The following is a 15,655-nucleotide window of genomic DNA, read 5'->3' on the forward strand; positions in this document are numbered from 1 at the left end:
TCATCACGCAGTCTTATGCTGCACCGATCCTCATGGCGAGGGCACATCGAACGCATCGCCATGTCGTCGAGCATGTCCTGACGCAGCGGGGTAACGGACTGTTCGGTGGCTTAAGCGCGATGCCTCCCGATTGCGGCGGCGTAGCCGCCTTCCCACAATCCAATCTTTATGGAAAAGGCGGCGACGACTTAATGTCAGCTATCGCTGTTGCCTTAGCGGATGTGGACTGACCGCTTTTCTGTCGAAATCGTACTAAAATTGCTACCCGCACAGATACGAATGAGTGTCTGAAGTTGGGGAGCTGCGGACGTAGCGCGAATGTCCGGGTATGGGTCTGGCCGTACGCAGCAAGTGAAGGGTACGTTCGCCCACACCCGGACGTTCAGGCTGGCGATCCGGGCGCCAGATAACGGTCATTCGTTCAGCGCGATCTTTCCCGTTTCTCCGTCTCCGGTTGGCCATTTCGGGAAAGAGCAATTGGGAACGGATTTTGGGAAAGCGAAACCCGCAAGCGTCCGTCAGCGCGATCGAGACGGCGAGGTTCCCGCCAGACGTTCCTAATCGGGAACGGGTGAGGAGGACTGATTCAGCCTATTCCGTCGCGTTAAGGCACGCCGCATCGGAACGGCAGGCTGGATCAGTCTTTCGGGCTGCCGCCATTAGCTGCCCATTGTCGTTCATTGCGCGATACGCAGGATCAGCGTCCTGCCTCTTTGAGCATTCAAGCAACAAAGGCATCATGATGTCCGGATCGTGCCCATGATCTTTGAGAAGGGCTGCTCCTTCCTTCTCGCCGGTGGCAAATGTCCCGTTTGCTTCCATCCGCTTACCTTCAAACAAGGCTCGGGCCGTCGATTGAACTGCGAGAGATAGCTTTGGACTAGGGCCAGCTAGCGCCAATTGCCTGCCATAATTGAACGCCGCAATGCAGTGCGCGGGCTTGGAACTGTTGGGCGTTTCGGAAGATGCGGTGCCACACGCACCGACTGCGAATGCCAATGCAGCGGCGACGAGGGTGCGATAGCTTAGCATTTGATGTGACCTTGCCCGGCCATTGAACAGGTAGTGGACGATGATGTGCTACTAATCCGCTAATGCTGCCACTGGGTTCGTTGTGAGCCACCAACCTTGACGATCTTGAGGTTTCCCAATTCTCGATCCTTTTTGGGAAAGGCCGCAGCGTCAGTGGACGTCCGCTAATGCCATCTGCCTTCCCAATAGCGGACGGGCCGCTTTCCTTACCATCCCGGACATTCCTGATGCAAAAATCAAAAGTTTTGCATCACACGTAGCGGGGGCCGGCGTTCCCCAGGCCGGTCGCTAGCGTAGGTTGGTTGTCGATCCCGAAGGCGGCGGTCGCTGGACAGCGGCCCGCGTACAGCGTTCCTCCACGGCTTCGCTACCGAGAAAGCCAGCCCATCAAGCGGCGACAGATATTGCGATCAGAATGCCACCATCTAGCGGCAGCGTTCACAGGGGGAGCAGGATCAGCTTTTTCTGTCCGAGGTCGAGAATGATGTTGAACTTCGACAAGAACGCGGTGCCAAGCAGCCCCTGCGTTTCAACCGGCAGCGTCGCACCCGTTGTGACGGTAACATTATCCGCCCTGACCGCACCGAGCTGGAATGATGCATTGGACACCGCCTTCAAGGCCTGAACAACACCATCTCCCCCGCTAACCTGCTGCGTGGATGTCGCAGTCTGTGCCGGTATGACTTGGCTCCATGCCTGTCGGGATAGTTGAATGATTCCGTTTGACCCGAGATCGATCGCGAGCCGGACCGGCTTGCCGTTGATCGCAGCCTCGACATTGTTCCCCTCGATGATCGGGATGACGAAGGCCCGCGCCCCGTTTTTGGGCGTCATCTTGCCGGTGCGGACCAGATAAAGTGTCTTGTCGATGGGGCGAACCATCACGGCCAGATGACGCATGACATCAGCTCCGAGAACCGCGTCGATGGGGCGGCCAACGATCTTGGAGAAAGGTGCAAGGTCCAGCGCGACAAGCGTTCCCGCAATGCGAACTTGGTTCGGTACTACGAACGTGACGTCCTTGACCGGATAGCCCTGAAGGGTAGTGCTCCCTGTCTGCGCTGAATAGGAATCTTGGCCGGGCGAGCCGCCCGCTCGCCGGATGAATCCCGCATCCACGAAAGTATTGGCTGCGCCATTATCGAGCAGGACGGTCGCATCACGCCCATTGATCCAGGCCTTGAACAGAACAAGCCCTTGATGGACCTCGATCGACGACGGCGACCAGGACGCACCAGACGTAAATGTGAGAGCAAAACGTCTTTCCGGGGCTGCACTTCCGGCAGTTGTCGTAGAACCGCTTTGGGCACGAACCGGTGCAGAAAAGGCGAAGAACAATCCCGGTATGAGGAGAAGTGCCAAGCGTGAAAACCGCGGCACGCTACGAGGACGGGTCATCAACATCGCTCTTCCTTGTCCCCATCGCGCAGCAGGATGACAAAGTTGGTATCTGACCTGACACCCGGTTGCCACCATCGCGCCGCTCAACGAAAGCTAAAATCACAGGATATACAGCGCGCCGGAAATGGCCAAACTGCGAGGGTCGCGATGCACGTCTCAAATCTTTGTATCATGTCATGGCGCACGCAGCGTCGGTTATCGTGAGCGCTATCAGCTCGCGCGCATTCCCGGCGGGACGAGGGCGGAACACTTATCCGCAAATTCTTGGCGAAATAGGGCAGGCGCTACTGGGAAACTGCGCGACTTGCCATTGTACGTCGCAACTAGCGGAGCGCCGTTCTTCAGTGCCAACAGTACGGGATCGCTGATCGCAAACTGGAATTCGAAGGCCGTTTGATCTCCGATCATTCTTAGATCGGGATTTGCAGAACGCGTAGTGGTACCAAACTTCAAGGACATCGCAGGCTGCGGCCATTTTTGCGCGGCTGTGAATCCTCTAACCTGAACGGTGGTTTGCGTACCGCTGCACGTCATCACGAAGCTTGGCTTGCCTTCCTCGTAATAAGTGATCGCAGGGCGGCTCGGGGTCATTCCCGCAATATCCCACTTCGCAGAGCCTTCGAGAGGCATGATCGGAAGCAGGAGAGCAGTGAGGACGGCAATCATGGATAAGGCCCTTTGCAGTGACGCAGCAAGCATGGAGACTATCATCGAATGCCACTTAGCCAACAGTGATCGCCATCGATGCCCTGATGCAGAAATCACCGATTTCGCATTAGCCTAAGCACGGCAGGAAACCGGGGGCTGCGGCGATGCAAAAGACTGATGCATCTAAGATACCCGTTCAGTGGTCGGTTTCCTGCGGCCTGGCGCCCAAAGCGGAAGGTCCGCTTTCCTTCCCTTCGCGAGCGGAAAGCCGGGCTTCAACATCGGTCATTCGCAAAGATGAACCAGCGTCCAAAGTCGGGAAGCGAGGGAAGGGGCGTCAACGTCCGATTCTGGGAAGCGGGGGAGAGGGCGGGAATGGCCGACTATGGGTCTTGGCGATCGCGGCGGCTTCCGACCACTTCAAGCCATCGCTGCGTTAGCCGGCGAACGGCTGCTCCTGACAGATTCTTCCGTTCGCGTGGCACAAACCGGACAGGCAGAACGGGTCCGAACTGGCCGCTTGCGACGTTCTCGACCGTCCCTGAATGCGGTCCTCCGTACAAATCGGTTAGAGGCACCGATGGGTAAGCTGAAACGAACAGGGCCCAATTGACCGTGATGCGCTGGTAGTCCGGTTGGTTCTACCGCAGGAGAACCAACCGGGGTGGCGTTGGCCACGCGGGCATCCATGCCGCCGAGCAGTGATGCCAAGCCGTCGCCCGCTAGAACCGAAAGCCCAGCGTTACCATAACGTTGCGCGGGGCGGCCATGAAGCAGTCGCCACGCGCGAGGCAGGAGGCGAAACCACGGTTGTCCAGCAGGTTGGTCGCGTTGATCGCCAGGCGCCATTTGTCCCAGCTGATCTCCGCGAGCGCGTCGACCGTCGTGCGCGACGGGGTGACGACCGTGTACAACGTGCCGGGAGCGATTGCGGCGTTCAGACCGTAGGGATCGAGCGTCCCGGTCGACTTGCTCTCCCCGCTATACACCACGCCTGCGCCGAGCCTCAGCTGCGGTTCGCTGGTGTCGCCGAAGGTCTTTGTCGACCAAATCGACGCGGTGTGCCGCGGCATATAGTCGAGACTGGTGTTTACCTCGGAATCGAGCTGGCTGTAGCCATAGTTCAGCAGCAGCTCGAAATTGCCCGGCAGGACGCGGCTCGCCTCAAACTCGACGCCTTTGGTGGACAATTCGCCGGACTGGGTCGTTACGTTGTTCGCCAGATAGAGGACGCGGTTGCGCTCCTTAATCTTGAAACCGGTCACGGTGACCAGCGTCCGGAGATCGGGCTGCCACTTCAGCCCGGCCTCATATTGCGTGCCCATCTGCGGCTTGAAGGGGGCGGTCGGGACGCCACCGGGCCCGGTCAGCCGGCCGGCGATCGGCAGGAAGCTTTCGGTGTAGCTGAAGAAGGGCGAGAAGCCGGCGCCGACCTCGCCGATGATGCCGGCGCGGAAGGTGGTGGCATTGTCCTCCTGGCCCGAGGAGTTGGTCACATGGTCGCGGCGGGCGCCGACGATCACCGAGACGCGGTCGAAGAAGCGGATCTGGTCCTGGAGATAGACGCCGAGCTGCTTCTGCGAATCATAGGCGAACGGGCCGCCGGGGTCGTAGGTCTGCAGCGCATCATAATCGATGTCGTAGAGATCGACCGTCTCCAGCGCCGTGGTCGCGAACCGCTTGCCGACCTTGTTCCAGCTATAGTCGAGACCAGCCAGCAGCGTGTGCTCGATCTCCGCGCCGGTGTTGAATTTGAACTGGACGTTGTTGTCGGTCGAGAAGACGTTCATTCGCGCATCGCTGGCTTCGGCGTACAGCCCGATGGTGCGGCCATCGGTGCCGTAGACTGCGAACGGATTGGTCGGGTTGGTATAGCTGTCAGCGTAATGGGTGAAATATTCGAGGTCGCTGTCGATGTATCGTGCCTTCAGGCTGATACGAAGAGTGTCCGAGAAGCGGTGGATCAGCGTTCCGCCACCCTGGAGCGAGCGGCCGGCATAGCGGTCCCAGCCGGCCTTGCCGACGAAGGTGTAGGGATCGAGCCGCCCGCCCGGATTGTCGGGATTGGGCGCGAAGGTGCCGACGATCGGCAGGAACTGCGAGGTCGAGCCGGTGTCGTCCTTCTGGTACAGGCCGGTCAGGATCAGGTCGGTATCCGGCGTCGGCTGCCAGCGGATCGACGGCGCGAACATCACGCGGTCGTCGGGAACATGATCGATGAAGGTGTCGGAATCGCGCACGCGGCCGACCGCACGGATCGCCAGCGTGTCGCTGAGCGCCAGGTTGACATCCCCTAGCGCCTCCTTGCGGTCATAGCTGCCATAGACGAGGTTCAGCTCGCCGCCGGTGCGGAACTCGGGCGTCTTGGAGACGAGGTTGACGAGACCGCCGATCGAGCCCTGGCCGAACAGCACCGATGCCGGGCCGCGTACGATCTCGACCCGCGAGAAATTATACGGGTCCGAGGGGATGCTGGCATAATAGGAGAAGATGTCGCGCATGCCGTCGCGGAACTGCAGCGCGCTGATGCCGCGCACGTTGAAGCCGTCGACTCGCGTATCGCGGCCATAGGGATTGGCGAGGACGCCGGCGGCGTACTTTACCGTGTCGCTGATGTTGATCGCGCCCTGCGACAGATACTGGTCCGCCGTGATGACGGTTAGCGGCTGCGGCAGCTCGATCAGCGGGGTTTCGGTCTTCGTGCCGGCGATGGTGCCGGTCACCACGATTTCGTTATCCGGCGCTACCGGCTCCGCATCCTGCGCCCAGGCCGCAGAACTGGCCAGCACGCTCGCCATACCGGCCGCAACGATCAACTTCCCCATATTCCGCCCCTTCGTCTCGTTCCAGTTCGATTGTGGGCGCTCCTATATCGTTGCGACAGATTATCAATAGCATTAAGCTTGCCAGTATAATTCGCTGCATTTATGCGGTCCTTCGTGGCGACCGCGGCGGTCTACTGGACCATGACGGCGTTCCTTATCGCCGCGGGCGCCGCGATCCTTGCGGGCGCCGTGGCGCGCAGCAACGCCGTGTTGACCACCATGCTCAAGGTCGCGACGGGCGGCGTCATGCTCACGCTGCCGCTGCTGCGTTTGTTCGCCGCCGGCGGCCCTGGCTGGGCTGAGGCGATCGCGCCGGCCAGCCGGTGATTGCGGCGCTCGACCTCGCGTTCGTGATCGGTGGCGCATGGCTGGTCCGCGACTGCCGGACGATGTGGCCGCGTGCGTCGCGGGGATACGGGCTGATCCTGGACCCGGTCGAGGCATGACGATCGCTGTCGCGCTGGGCGCATTGCTGCTCTCGGCGTTTCCGGTGATCCTATTGTGCATCGGCGATCCGAAGCGGCGGCGCGCCACCGGCGACCGTGACCGGGCCGCGAGCCAGCCACGCGCGATGTTGGTCGCCGCAGCGTGCGTTCCCGGCTTCGCCTGCGCGTTGCTCGGCGACAGCGCTGCCTTCATGGTGTGGCTGGGTGGGATCGGGCTTATGGGTTGGGCCGCAGCAGCCAGTGCTGCTGCGCGAACTCAGGACCGAACAGATTAGCTGCGGCTGAGCCAGCTTGCTGCGGACTTGAGCGGCCATTCCGTTCTCAGTCCAGAATCAGGCATTCGCAGTCAGCACCATTCGCAATCAGTAATGTCCAATCCCATCGCGAGCTGCGGTTCCGCCGGGACGCGTGAGCAACCGCTTTGCTCCACTTCCTCCTGTAAAGCGCCGCTTGTCGACGCGTATAGCCGATATGAACAGATGTCCGGAACTGGGAGGCGCGAAATCTCGGCTGAGCGTCCGGAACTGGGTCCAGTTCGCTGAAGCGGTGATTCAGCGGGCGACGAGGAGGGGAGCACCGCCGCTAAGCGAGACATGAGCGTCGATGTCAGTGCGCACGAGCGCCAGCCCGGGTACGGCAAAGCTGATATCCACTCCGTCGATCTGCTCGAACGGTGGCATGATTTTGAAAGTGATCGGGCGGCCGGCGGTGATCGCGTAGAGCCCGTCTCCACCCGCTACCCACAAGCGATCGGCAGCGGCCGTCAGTGCGTAGAAGGGCACTGTCTCAAAAGGCAATTTCGGTGGATCGGCAGGCCAGCTCTTCTGCATTGTGTACGGTTTGTAGTAGAGGCGTCGGACCTTGTCGCCGCACGCCTCGACCACCTGTCCGCTGGGAAAGAAGTGAACTAGGCCGACGGTGGCAACGACGCAGCCCGGGTGGCCAGGTTCGGGTCCCACGCCGTTGATCGGGCCGCCAAGTCCGGGGACTTCACTGACCGCGCCCGTATTTGTATCGATGCGCTCGAGGCCGCCACCCCACTCTCCCTTCGCGAGCCCCAGCAACAGGGTCGTGCCGGTATCGAAGGGCGCCGTTCGTACGATGGGACCGGTGAGCGGGGCCGAGAGGGGGACGGTGCGTTGCCGCCCGCCCGCGCTGACCACGAGGCGGTTCCGGCTCACCGCAATCACCCGTTGGTCGGTGCAGCTCAGAGCCTGAACCGCTTCCCCGTTCAGGTCCAGGCGTTGCATCGCGTGCCAGGAACGATCCTCGAGGCGGGACATCTGGCCATCCACGCCGAGGATGACCAGTGCGGCGCTCGCGACGCAGATGTCGGCCGGCAGCCCGGGCGTCGCCTCAGTGCGGCGGTTGATCTCTCCCGGTGCGACGCTCGACAGTGTGCCGCGCTCGGTAAGCAGCCACAGGCGATCAGAGGCCCAGACCGCTCGCTTGATGAAGCGGTCCTGTCCGCGCAGCATATCCTCCGGAGTTGGGGCCGCAGGGTTCGTCGCTGCGCGCACGGCCGCTTGATGCTCGCGCACGAGAGCGGCGGACACAGGGGCGGCCGGAACGCGGAAGCGCGTCGATGGGATGGCGGCGGTGCTGATCGAGACCAGTTGCGAGCCAAGGAGGTCGATCGGAGCACCCTGTGCGATCACCTCGCGAAAGCTGACGCGCTCCGGACTGTCGGCACCCGGGAAGCTGCTCTCCTGCATTGCCGCGAGGCGCCGGTGACCGGCCGCGAGCATTGCCAGCGAAGGATCGCGGCTGATGACCAGCGGCATGGCACCGGGATTGTGGCTAACGCCGCTGATGAAGTAGCGGGTGCCCTTCCGGCCGTTGATCGACACTGTGTCGACCGGCAGCCAGGGTTGCATGATCTCCGACACGGGACGTATGCCCGCGCGAGCCGCAGCGGTGTCCGCCGTCCGGATCACCGTCGGGCCGCCCGGCCCGGGTCTGACCTCGTATCCTTCGCCGTTTTTCCAAAGATAGTAGCCGCGATCGTCGTTCCCGGCTCGAACGTCGCCGTTTGACGCGACCTCTATGGTGAGCACGCCTGCTGTGCTTACCGCACCAGGCCGCTGGTAAGTCGCCGTCATATCCGCGCCCGCTCGGGTGGGCGCGAGCGCGAGCAGCGCGACGCCTAATAGCGATGAATATCGTACCATTGAATGGCAGCCTTTCTCTGGACGGGTTTAATACACCTTTGACTCACCAAACGAGAGGGCAACAACGTTCCGTGCTCGGGCTGAACGAACGTCCGAAGGTGGGGAGGGCGCTGGCGGCCGCGAGTGTCTGGAAGTGGGTCCTGAACCGACGAGAGCGAGACCTAGCCTGCGGTGCGACGCACCCACACTGCTAAGCAAGCGGTAAAGGCTACCGAGAGTATTGCAGATGCCAGGACGGCTTGGCTCAGGGTTTCAATCATCAACAGACTTACCCTCGTTCGGTGGTACTAACGCTCAACCGTTCCGCGAGGGTTCACTGCAAGGCCGCAGAGGATTACATCGAACTGATCGGCGACCTAATCAGCATGATCGGGGAGGCGCGGCTGACTGATCTCGCTGAGCATCTTGGCATTATCCAGGGGACCACGGCAAAGGTAGTTAAGCGGCTACAAGGCGAGGGGCTGGTCGAAAGCCTGCCCTATCGATCGATCCTTTTGACGGCACACGGCTAGAGGTAGCCGCAAACTCGCGGGTTCGTCATGACATAGTCTGCATGTGGTGCAGGGGCGGATACCCCGCTGCTAAAATTGTCACGCAGGCGAAGGACGCGCGTCCGAATGGTGTGCTGACGAAGCGTCATTTGATCCATAGCCGCTGGCCGCCGACGTGCTGCGTGGCAAGCATACAACTGCACTAGTCAACTAAGTACTTGATCTAACCAAACATTTAGTCATTAGGCGAACTACGGCGATGTGCGGGTGACACGCGTATGTGGAAGGGGTCCAGACGGCGGGCCTTCAGAGGCGGGCAGGAATTATCATGAGCCGGATCGTTCACGCACTTATGTCTGGCTGCGCGGTGGCCACGGTTGTGATGGCGGAGCCCGCGTTTGCCCAAGATGGCGAAGTGGCGGCGCTTCGCGCCTTGGTGGACAAGCAGGCCCGACAGATCGAGGCCCTATCTACCCGGTTGCGTGCGGTCGAAGCGCGTGATGACACTACTGGACGTGACGAGAGCGGGGCGCCGCGTGTTGCGGCGGTTGCGCGAGCACCGTTGCTCGCCCCGGCCTCTTCCGCTTCGGCATCGATGACCTCCGTATCACCGGTCACCTGGGATCACGGCGTGCCGTCGATCGAGAGGGCCGATGGGCGGTTCACCTTCCGTCCTCGTTTGCGCGTGCTAGCCGACGGCTCGACAAGCTCGGGCTCGCGCTTCCCGGATCGCAACATTTCCGGGACGGAGCTGCGTCTCGTCCGCCTTGGCGCTGACGGCGGCATCGGCGATTTCGCCTACCGTACGGAGATCGATTTCGCCGGCGATGAAGTCACGATCCGCGACGCCTGGTTCGGGTACGAGAAGGATATCGGCTTGGGTGGTCTGCGTCTGCTGGCGGGGAACAAGCTCAATGACCGGTCTCTCGACGGTGCGACGTCGCTGACCTCGATCCCCTTTGCCGAACGCAATACGGTCGCCAACCTGATTGCGCCACAAGGCGGCAGCTACGGCGTTGGCGTGTTCGCTTCGCTTGCCGGCGAGCGGGGTCACCTCAGCCTCAACGTCAAGGGCGAAGGCGAGGGGTCCAATGACGGCACGCGCAATGACAGCCTTGTCGTTATAGGCCGCGGCCATGTGGTGCCGCTGCGCGGCGAATTCGGCTTCCTGCACCTAGGCGGCTGGGGCTTTCACGAGCGCATCAACGACAATGTCGGTCTGCTTGCCGAAGGGGACGTCGAGGGCTCGAACTTCAACCAGAACATCGCCGTGCTGCCCGGCTTGATCCGCGATCCGCGCTCGATCGACGCCTTCGGAGTCGAGGCGGCCGGGGTAGTCGGCTCGGCTTGGTTTTCCGGGGAATATGGCGAGCGACACATCCGCACGTCGTCGACCGGCCGTTTCAAACAAGATGCCTGGTCGCTGAGTGGTGGTCTGTTCCTGACTGGCGAGGCGCCCCCTCTGTCCAGCAGCGAAGGCGTATGGCACCGGCCCGAGGTCCACTCGTCGGTGACCAACGGAGGGCTGGGCGCTTTCGAGTTGCTCCTGCGCTACGACCGCGAGGACCAGACCGACGCACCGTTCGGCGGGCGCGGAAGCTTTACGACGCTCGGAGCGAACTGGTACCTCAACAACTGGGCCGGATTCAAACTCAACCTTGTGCGGTACAATATCCTCAATCCGATCGGCGACTTCCCCGGCCGTGATCGCGGGGTCAGCGCCGTGATCAGGGGGGAGATCGTGTTTTGACGGCTAGGGTCGATGAAACGCCGTTAGTACCTACGCACGAAAACCGGCATTCCTCTCACTACCTTTCGGTTGGATTTCCCGAAGTGGATGGACAGTAGCGTCAAAATGTCTGTCATCGTTGTTGCCGCCCTCGAACGCGAACGGTCGGCCTTCCGTCGACATTCGCGAGCCGACGGCCGCGCTTTAAATCGGCCTAAACGCGCGGATGAATTAGCCTTCGCAGTTGAAAAGCGAGGGCAGGAGCGTGAGCGTCCGATTGTGGGTCACATTGTCGCGGCCCAAAACAGCCGGAGTGCAAATCCTCGAGAACGATCACGTATCATTTTAGTTCGACCATGCGGGAAAGGCTCATTGGTTATCGGACGGCTTTAATGGCCTTCGAAATTTCGGTTAGACGTGACGGAAGTATCCACGCCGAGCATCCATGCTACGGCTAGGGAGTGACATGACGCGTTTGAGTACCGAGCTTGTGACGTGGGTCGCGCGGGAGATCTTGCCGTATGAACCTGCGCTCCGTCGGTGGCTCCGTGCCGGGTTCCCGGGCATCGATGTCGATGACGTCGTCCAGGAATCCTATTGCAGGCTGGCGGCGCTCCCCGATTTCAGGCGGGTCGAAGATCCGCGACGCTATCTGTTCCAGACGGCGCGCAACGTCGTTCTTGTCGAATTGCGGCGGGCGCGGGTCGTGCGGATCGATGCCGTCGGGAGCAGCGCCGATCTCGAGGCGGCGCTGGCGGCCGATCATCTGTCGCCCGAACGGATCGTTGCCGGACGGGGACTGCTCTCACATGTGGAGCGTCTGCTCGCCGACCTTCCCGAACGTAGCCGGACGATCTTCCGCATGCGCAAGGTCGAAGGACTGTCGCAGAGGGATATCGCGTGCACGCTCGGGATCACCGAAACCATCGTCGAGAATGACTTGGCACGAGGATTGAAGACCATATTGAACGGACTTTCGGCGGAAGACCGTGCCGACCTACCTGCCCGCACCGTGAGGAGCCGTCATGCCCGACCAGCTTGACGCGATCGAAACGGCTGCGGCGCGGTGGGTTGCTCGGCTCGACCGGGCGCCGGACGATGCGGATCTGGCACGCGCGATCGAGGACTGGTGCGCGGAGCATCCGCATCACGCCGGCGCGTTGTTGCGCGTCCGTGCGGTGTGGAGCGGGATCGACGCGGATAGGGTGAACGACGGGTCGGTGTACGACGCGTTCGAGACGGACTCGTCATGGTCACGCCGTCGCGTGCTGGCGGCCGGCGGGGGGCTGGCGGTTGTGGCTGCCGCGGCCGGTGCGATCTGGCTGAGGACGCGGGGCGATACGGCGCTGGCCACCGCGGTCGGCGAGCGGCGTATCGCCAGGCTCGACGACGGCTCGACGATCGTCCTCAACACCGCGAGCCGGACGCATGTCCGGATGACGCTCGAGCAGCGCGCGGTTGCGCTCGACGACGGCGAAGCCTGGTTCGCGGTCGCGAAGGATCATGCACGACCGTTCATCGTCTCGGCGGGCGACGTCCGCGTGCGAGCGGTGGGTACGGCCTTTGCCGTGCGGCGCCATGTCGGGCGCGCCGAGGTGACGGTGACCGAGGGGCGCGTTCGGGTCTGGTCGGTGGCAGCGCCCGAACGGTTCGTCACGCTCGACGCGGGCAAGCATGCGGTCGTCGCGGACGCGTCCGGTACCGCCGAGACGATCGTGTCGACCGCGAGGCCTGCGGAAACGCTGGCGTGGCGGAAGGGCGAGATCGTGCTCGACGGCATGACGCTCGCCGATGCCGCGGCCGAGTTCAACCGGTACAACCGACGGCAATTGTCGGTCGAGGCGTCGCTCGCGGATCGCCGGATCGTCGGCTGGTTCCGGACCGACGACATGGAGGGGTTCGCGCGCTCGGCCGCGGCGATGACGGGGGCGCGGATCGAGCGCGATGACGGCGATCTGCGCATTATCGAATAATTCCGCGATGTTCTGACGGAAAACCGTCGGCGACGCATCTCTAGTCCTAGGCGCGCTGAAGACGCGTTCGGGACATCGCAGGGGAGGAATAGCATGCGTTCACAAGTATATGCGGGGCTGGCGCTGGCCAGCGCTGTGGTCGCCGTGGCGCCAGCAATCGCGTTTGGGCAGACCCGCAGCTTCGACGTCGCAGCACAGCCTGCATCGACCGGTATCGTCGCCTTCGCACGCCAAGCCGGTATCCAGATCATCGCGCCCGAGGACGCCACGCGCGGTCGGCGGATCGTCGCGATCCGCGGCACGCTGGCGGTCACAGACGGGCTTCGCCGGATCGCGACCGCCGCCGGGATGCGGCTCGTGTCGTTCGACGGCCGCACCGCCGTGCTCGCGACCGGTATCGCCGCCGCGTCGCAAGTATCGCAGACCGACCCCGCGACCCCGGTTGGCGTCCAGCCCGAGACGCAGCAGGCGAACAACGAACTCGACGAGATCGTCGTCACCGGCACGCGGGCGCGTGGCCAGACCGTCCTGACCTCATCGTCCGCCGTCACCGTCGCGACCCGCGAGGACCTCGACCGCAAGGCGCCGCGCTCGACCGCGCAGGCGCTCGAGCTGATCCCCGGCGTGTTCGTCGAAGGATCGGGCGGCGAGGTCTCGAACAACTTCTCGGTCCGCGGCCTTGCCGGTGGCGGCCAGCAGTTCGTGCAGCTGCAGGAGGACGGGCTGCCCGTCTTCTACATCAATGCGCTCAGCGACACGATCCTGAAGCAGGAGGTCTCGATCGACCGGCTCGAGGCGGTCCGCTCGGGCTCGTCGGGCGTGCTGACCGTCAACGGCGCGGGCGCGACGGTGAACTTCATCACGCGCAAACCCGATTTCGACACGTCGGGCGGCACGTTCCAGCTGACCACGTCGAGCTTCGGCACCGCGCGCGTCGACGCGTTCATGACCAAGCCGATCGCGGAGAACACCGCGATCTCGGTCGGCGGGTTCTATCGCAAGGACGACGGCATCCGCGATCCCGGCTATGACGCGAACCACGGGTTCGTCTTCCGCGGGGCCGTCGCGCAGCGCTGGACCGGCGGCAAGCTGACGCTGTCCGCCAAGGTCGTCGACGACAGCAATATCTTCTATGTCGGCATCCCGCTGACCGGGGTCGGCGATCCGAAGTCGATCCCCGGGCTGTCCGCCAAGCACGGGCTGCTCCAGAGCCGCGACTTCGCGCTCGTCCGCACGCGCACCTCGCCGACCACCGGGCGGTCGTTCCAGCCGATCGACCTGGAGGACGGGGTCCACACCAAGGCGCAATCCTATGGCTATGACCTGACGCAGGACATCGGCACCGACTTCAATGTCTTCGCGCGCGGCCGCTACACGAATTTCGGGACCGACTTCAATTCGATCTTCTCCTACGACAATTCCGGACTGGGGCTCGCGTCGGACCGGCTCGCGAACAACCCGACCAGCGCGCAGACGCTCGCGCGGTTCGCACCGCAGGGCGCGAACAGGCTCGGCATCCGCTATGTCGATACGGGACAGGTCATCACCGGGACCGCGGCGCTCAACGCGATCAACGGCAACGGGCTGGTCGCCGAAAGCGTGATCGGGCGCAATCGCGCCTCGGTGAAGGAGTTCACCAGCGATACCGGCATCACCTGGCAGACGCCGACCAACGCGCTGACGCTGGGCGGGCTGTTCACGCGGTCGAGCCGCTACAACGATGCGATCGGTGCCTCGACCTTCCTGACCGACGTCCAGGATCGCGCGCGCCGGGTCGACGTGGTCGCGCTGAATGCGGCCAATAACGTCGTCGGATCGCTGACCGAGAACGGCTTCCTGACCTATGGCACGTTCGGCGAAGGCCCCAGCCGCGCCAAGTTCAGCTCGATCTCGGCCTATGCCACCGATCAGCTGACCCTTTGGGACAAGCTGCGGATTGACGGCGGCGCCCGGTTCGAGCATTTCGTCTTCAACCGGCTGGCGGGCGACGCGCTGAACCGTGCGCCGATCGCGGGCTCGGGGACGTTCGATGCGGCCGGCAACCTGCTGGTCGACAACGACAACATCATCGCCAACAACTATATCAGCAACAGCTTTGCCGGCACCTACACGGCGCAGCGGCGCGAGTTCAACAAGGTCGCGTGGACGCTGGGTGCGAACTATCTGATCACCCCGCGGCTTGCGGTCTATGGGCGCTATGCCACCGGGTTCCAGGCGCAGGAACAGAATACGCCGACCAACCTGCGCTTCGCGGAAGGCGGCGTGCGCTATTCGAGCGGCTTCCTGCAGGCGTCGGTGACCGGCTTCTACACCAAGTTCCTCGATTACCCGCAGTCGCGCGACATCACCTCGACCGTCGGCGGCGTGGCTATCACGCAGCAGCTGACCGCCAATTCGGGGATCAAGGTCTATGGCGGCGAATTCGACGTGACGCTGCGGCCGACCACGTGGTTCCGGCTGCAGGCAAGCGGCGTGATCCAGGATTCGAGCATCAGCATCGGCGAGCTGATCGCGCGGCGCAACGGCGTGGTTGTCGACCTCAACACGATCGACCCCGCGCTGCGGGCAACCGTGCAGGGCTTTGGCGGCAACCGTCCCGAGCGGACGCCGTCGCTCAACGTCAACGTCACCCCCGCGATCGTCCTGCCGAACAATCTCGGCGAGATCTATGGCAGCTGGAAGCGGATCGGGAAGATCTATGCCGATGTGTCCAATTCGCTCGAGCTGCCGGCGTATTCGGTGTTTTCGGCCGGCGTGCTGTTCCGGGTCGACAAGGCCGTGTCGCTGTCGGCGAGCGTCGAGAATATCGGCAACGTGATCGGCCTGACCGAGGGCAACCCGCGGGGCGGCTTCGTCGAGAACACCGGCCGGAACACCTATTTCGCGCGTCCGATCAATGGCCGCAACGCGGTGGCGAGCGTGCGTTTCGATTTCTGACT

At 63.0% G+C, this 15,655-nt stretch carries 14 protein-coding genes; 9 read left to right on the forward strand and 5 right to left on the reverse strand.

Going from position 1 to position 15,655, the window contains the following annotated elements:
* A partial coding sequence (locus tag ASE89_RS21380) for a hypothetical protein (protein WP_236701879.1) occupies positions 1–230 on the forward strand: 230 nt, incomplete at its 5' end.
* Between the two features lie 361 nt (positions 231–591).
* Here the strand turns inward: ASE89_RS21380 and ASE89_RS20620 are convergent.
* From ASE89_RS20620 to ASE89_RS18825, 4 genes are all read right to left on the reverse strand, one after another.
* On the reverse strand, positions 592–1,032 hold the full coding sequence (locus ASE89_RS20620) for a hypothetical protein (protein WP_156363568.1): 441 nt from the start codon (positions 1,030–1,032) through the stop codon (positions 592–594).
* A 438-nt stretch (positions 1,033–1,470) separates the two neighbouring features.
* Complete coding sequence (locus ASE89_RS18815; RefSeq protein ID WP_168427728.1) at positions 1,471–2,436, reverse strand: aspartyl protease family protein; 966 nt, start codon at positions 2,434–2,436, stop codon at positions 1,471–1,473.
* Between the two features lie 207 nt (positions 2,437–2,643).
* Positions 2,644–3,099, reverse strand: a complete 456-nt coding sequence (locus ASE89_RS18820) for a hypothetical protein (protein ID WP_156363570.1) — start codon at positions 3,097–3,099, stop codon at positions 2,644–2,646.
* A 704-nt stretch (positions 3,100–3,803) separates the two neighbouring features.
* On the reverse strand, positions 3,804–5,906 hold the full coding sequence (locus ASE89_RS18825) for a TonB-dependent siderophore receptor (RefSeq protein ID WP_056681059.1): 2,103 nt from the start codon (positions 5,904–5,906) through the stop codon (positions 3,804–3,806).
* 114 nt (positions 5,907–6,020) lie between these two features.
* Between ASE89_RS18825 and ASE89_RS18830 the strand changes: the two genes are divergently transcribed.
* From ASE89_RS18830 to ASE89_RS18835, 3 genes are read left to right on the forward strand one after another with little or no spacing between them, the layout of a single operon-like run.
* Positions 6,021–6,233: a hypothetical protein gene (locus ASE89_RS18830; protein ID WP_156356918.1), complete on the forward strand. Its 213-nt coding sequence runs from the start codon at positions 6,021–6,023 to the stop codon at positions 6,231–6,233.
* Complete coding sequence (locus ASE89_RS21485; protein ID WP_268795091.1) at positions 6,230–6,352, forward strand: hypothetical protein; 123 nt, start codon at positions 6,230–6,232, stop codon at positions 6,350–6,352. The genes ASE89_RS18830 and ASE89_RS21485 overlap by 4 nt, the downstream gene beginning before the upstream one ends.
* A complete protein-coding gene (locus tag ASE89_RS18835) occupies positions 6,349–6,627 on the forward strand; it encodes a hypothetical protein (RefSeq protein ID WP_056475970.1) in 279 nt (92 codons plus the stop codon). The genes ASE89_RS21485 and ASE89_RS18835 overlap by 4 nt, the downstream gene beginning before the upstream one ends.
* A gap of 276 nt (positions 6,628–6,903) precedes the next feature.
* Here ASE89_RS18835 and ASE89_RS18840 read toward each other — a convergent pair whose 3' ends face one another.
* Positions 6,904–8,409 carry a hypothetical protein gene (locus tag ASE89_RS18840; protein ID WP_156363571.1) on the reverse strand — a complete coding sequence of 502 codons (1,506 nt, stop codon included), beginning with the start codon at positions 8,407–8,409 and terminating at the stop codon, positions 6,904–6,906.
* 353 nt (positions 8,410–8,762) lie between these two features.
* On the opposite strand from ASE89_RS18840, the gene ASE89_RS18845 reads away from it, so the two are divergent.
* The 5 genes from ASE89_RS18845 (at position 8,763) to ASE89_RS18865 (ending at position 15,653) form a co-directional block, all read left to right on the forward strand.
* Complete coding sequence (locus ASE89_RS18845) at positions 8,763–9,035, forward strand: MarR family transcriptional regulator (RefSeq protein ID WP_156363572.1); 273 nt, start codon at positions 8,763–8,765, stop codon at positions 9,033–9,035.
* A 307-nt stretch (positions 9,036–9,342) separates the two neighbouring features.
* Positions 9,343–10,764 carry an OprO/OprP family phosphate-selective porin gene (locus ASE89_RS18850; RefSeq protein WP_082451771.1) on the forward strand — a complete coding sequence of 474 codons (1,422 nt, stop codon included), beginning with the start codon at positions 9,343–9,345 and terminating at the stop codon, positions 10,762–10,764.
* A gap of 445 nt (positions 10,765–11,209) precedes the next feature.
* Positions 11,210–11,785 carry an RNA polymerase sigma factor gene (locus ASE89_RS18855; protein WP_082451773.1) on the forward strand — a complete coding sequence of 192 codons (576 nt, stop codon included), beginning with the start codon at positions 11,210–11,212 and terminating at the stop codon, positions 11,783–11,785.
* A complete protein-coding gene (locus ASE89_RS18860) occupies positions 11,769–12,716 on the forward strand; it encodes a FecR family protein (RefSeq protein ID WP_056681071.1) in 948 nt (315 codons plus the stop codon). The genes ASE89_RS18855 and ASE89_RS18860 overlap by 17 nt, the downstream gene beginning before the upstream one ends.
* Positions 12,717–12,809: 93 nt before the next feature.
* Positions 12,810–15,653 (forward strand): TonB-dependent siderophore receptor, encoded by a 2,844-nt coding sequence (locus ASE89_RS18865; protein ID WP_082451775.1) that lies wholly within the window; start codon positions 12,810–12,812, stop codon positions 15,651–15,653.
* The last annotated feature ends 2 nt before the right edge of the window (positions 15,654–15,655 follow it).

This window comes from Sphingomonas sp. Leaf30 (assembly GCF_001422525.1).
GTDB classification, from domain to species: Bacteria; Pseudomonadota; Alphaproteobacteria; order Sphingomonadales; family Sphingomonadaceae; genus Sphingomonas; species Sphingomonas aerolata.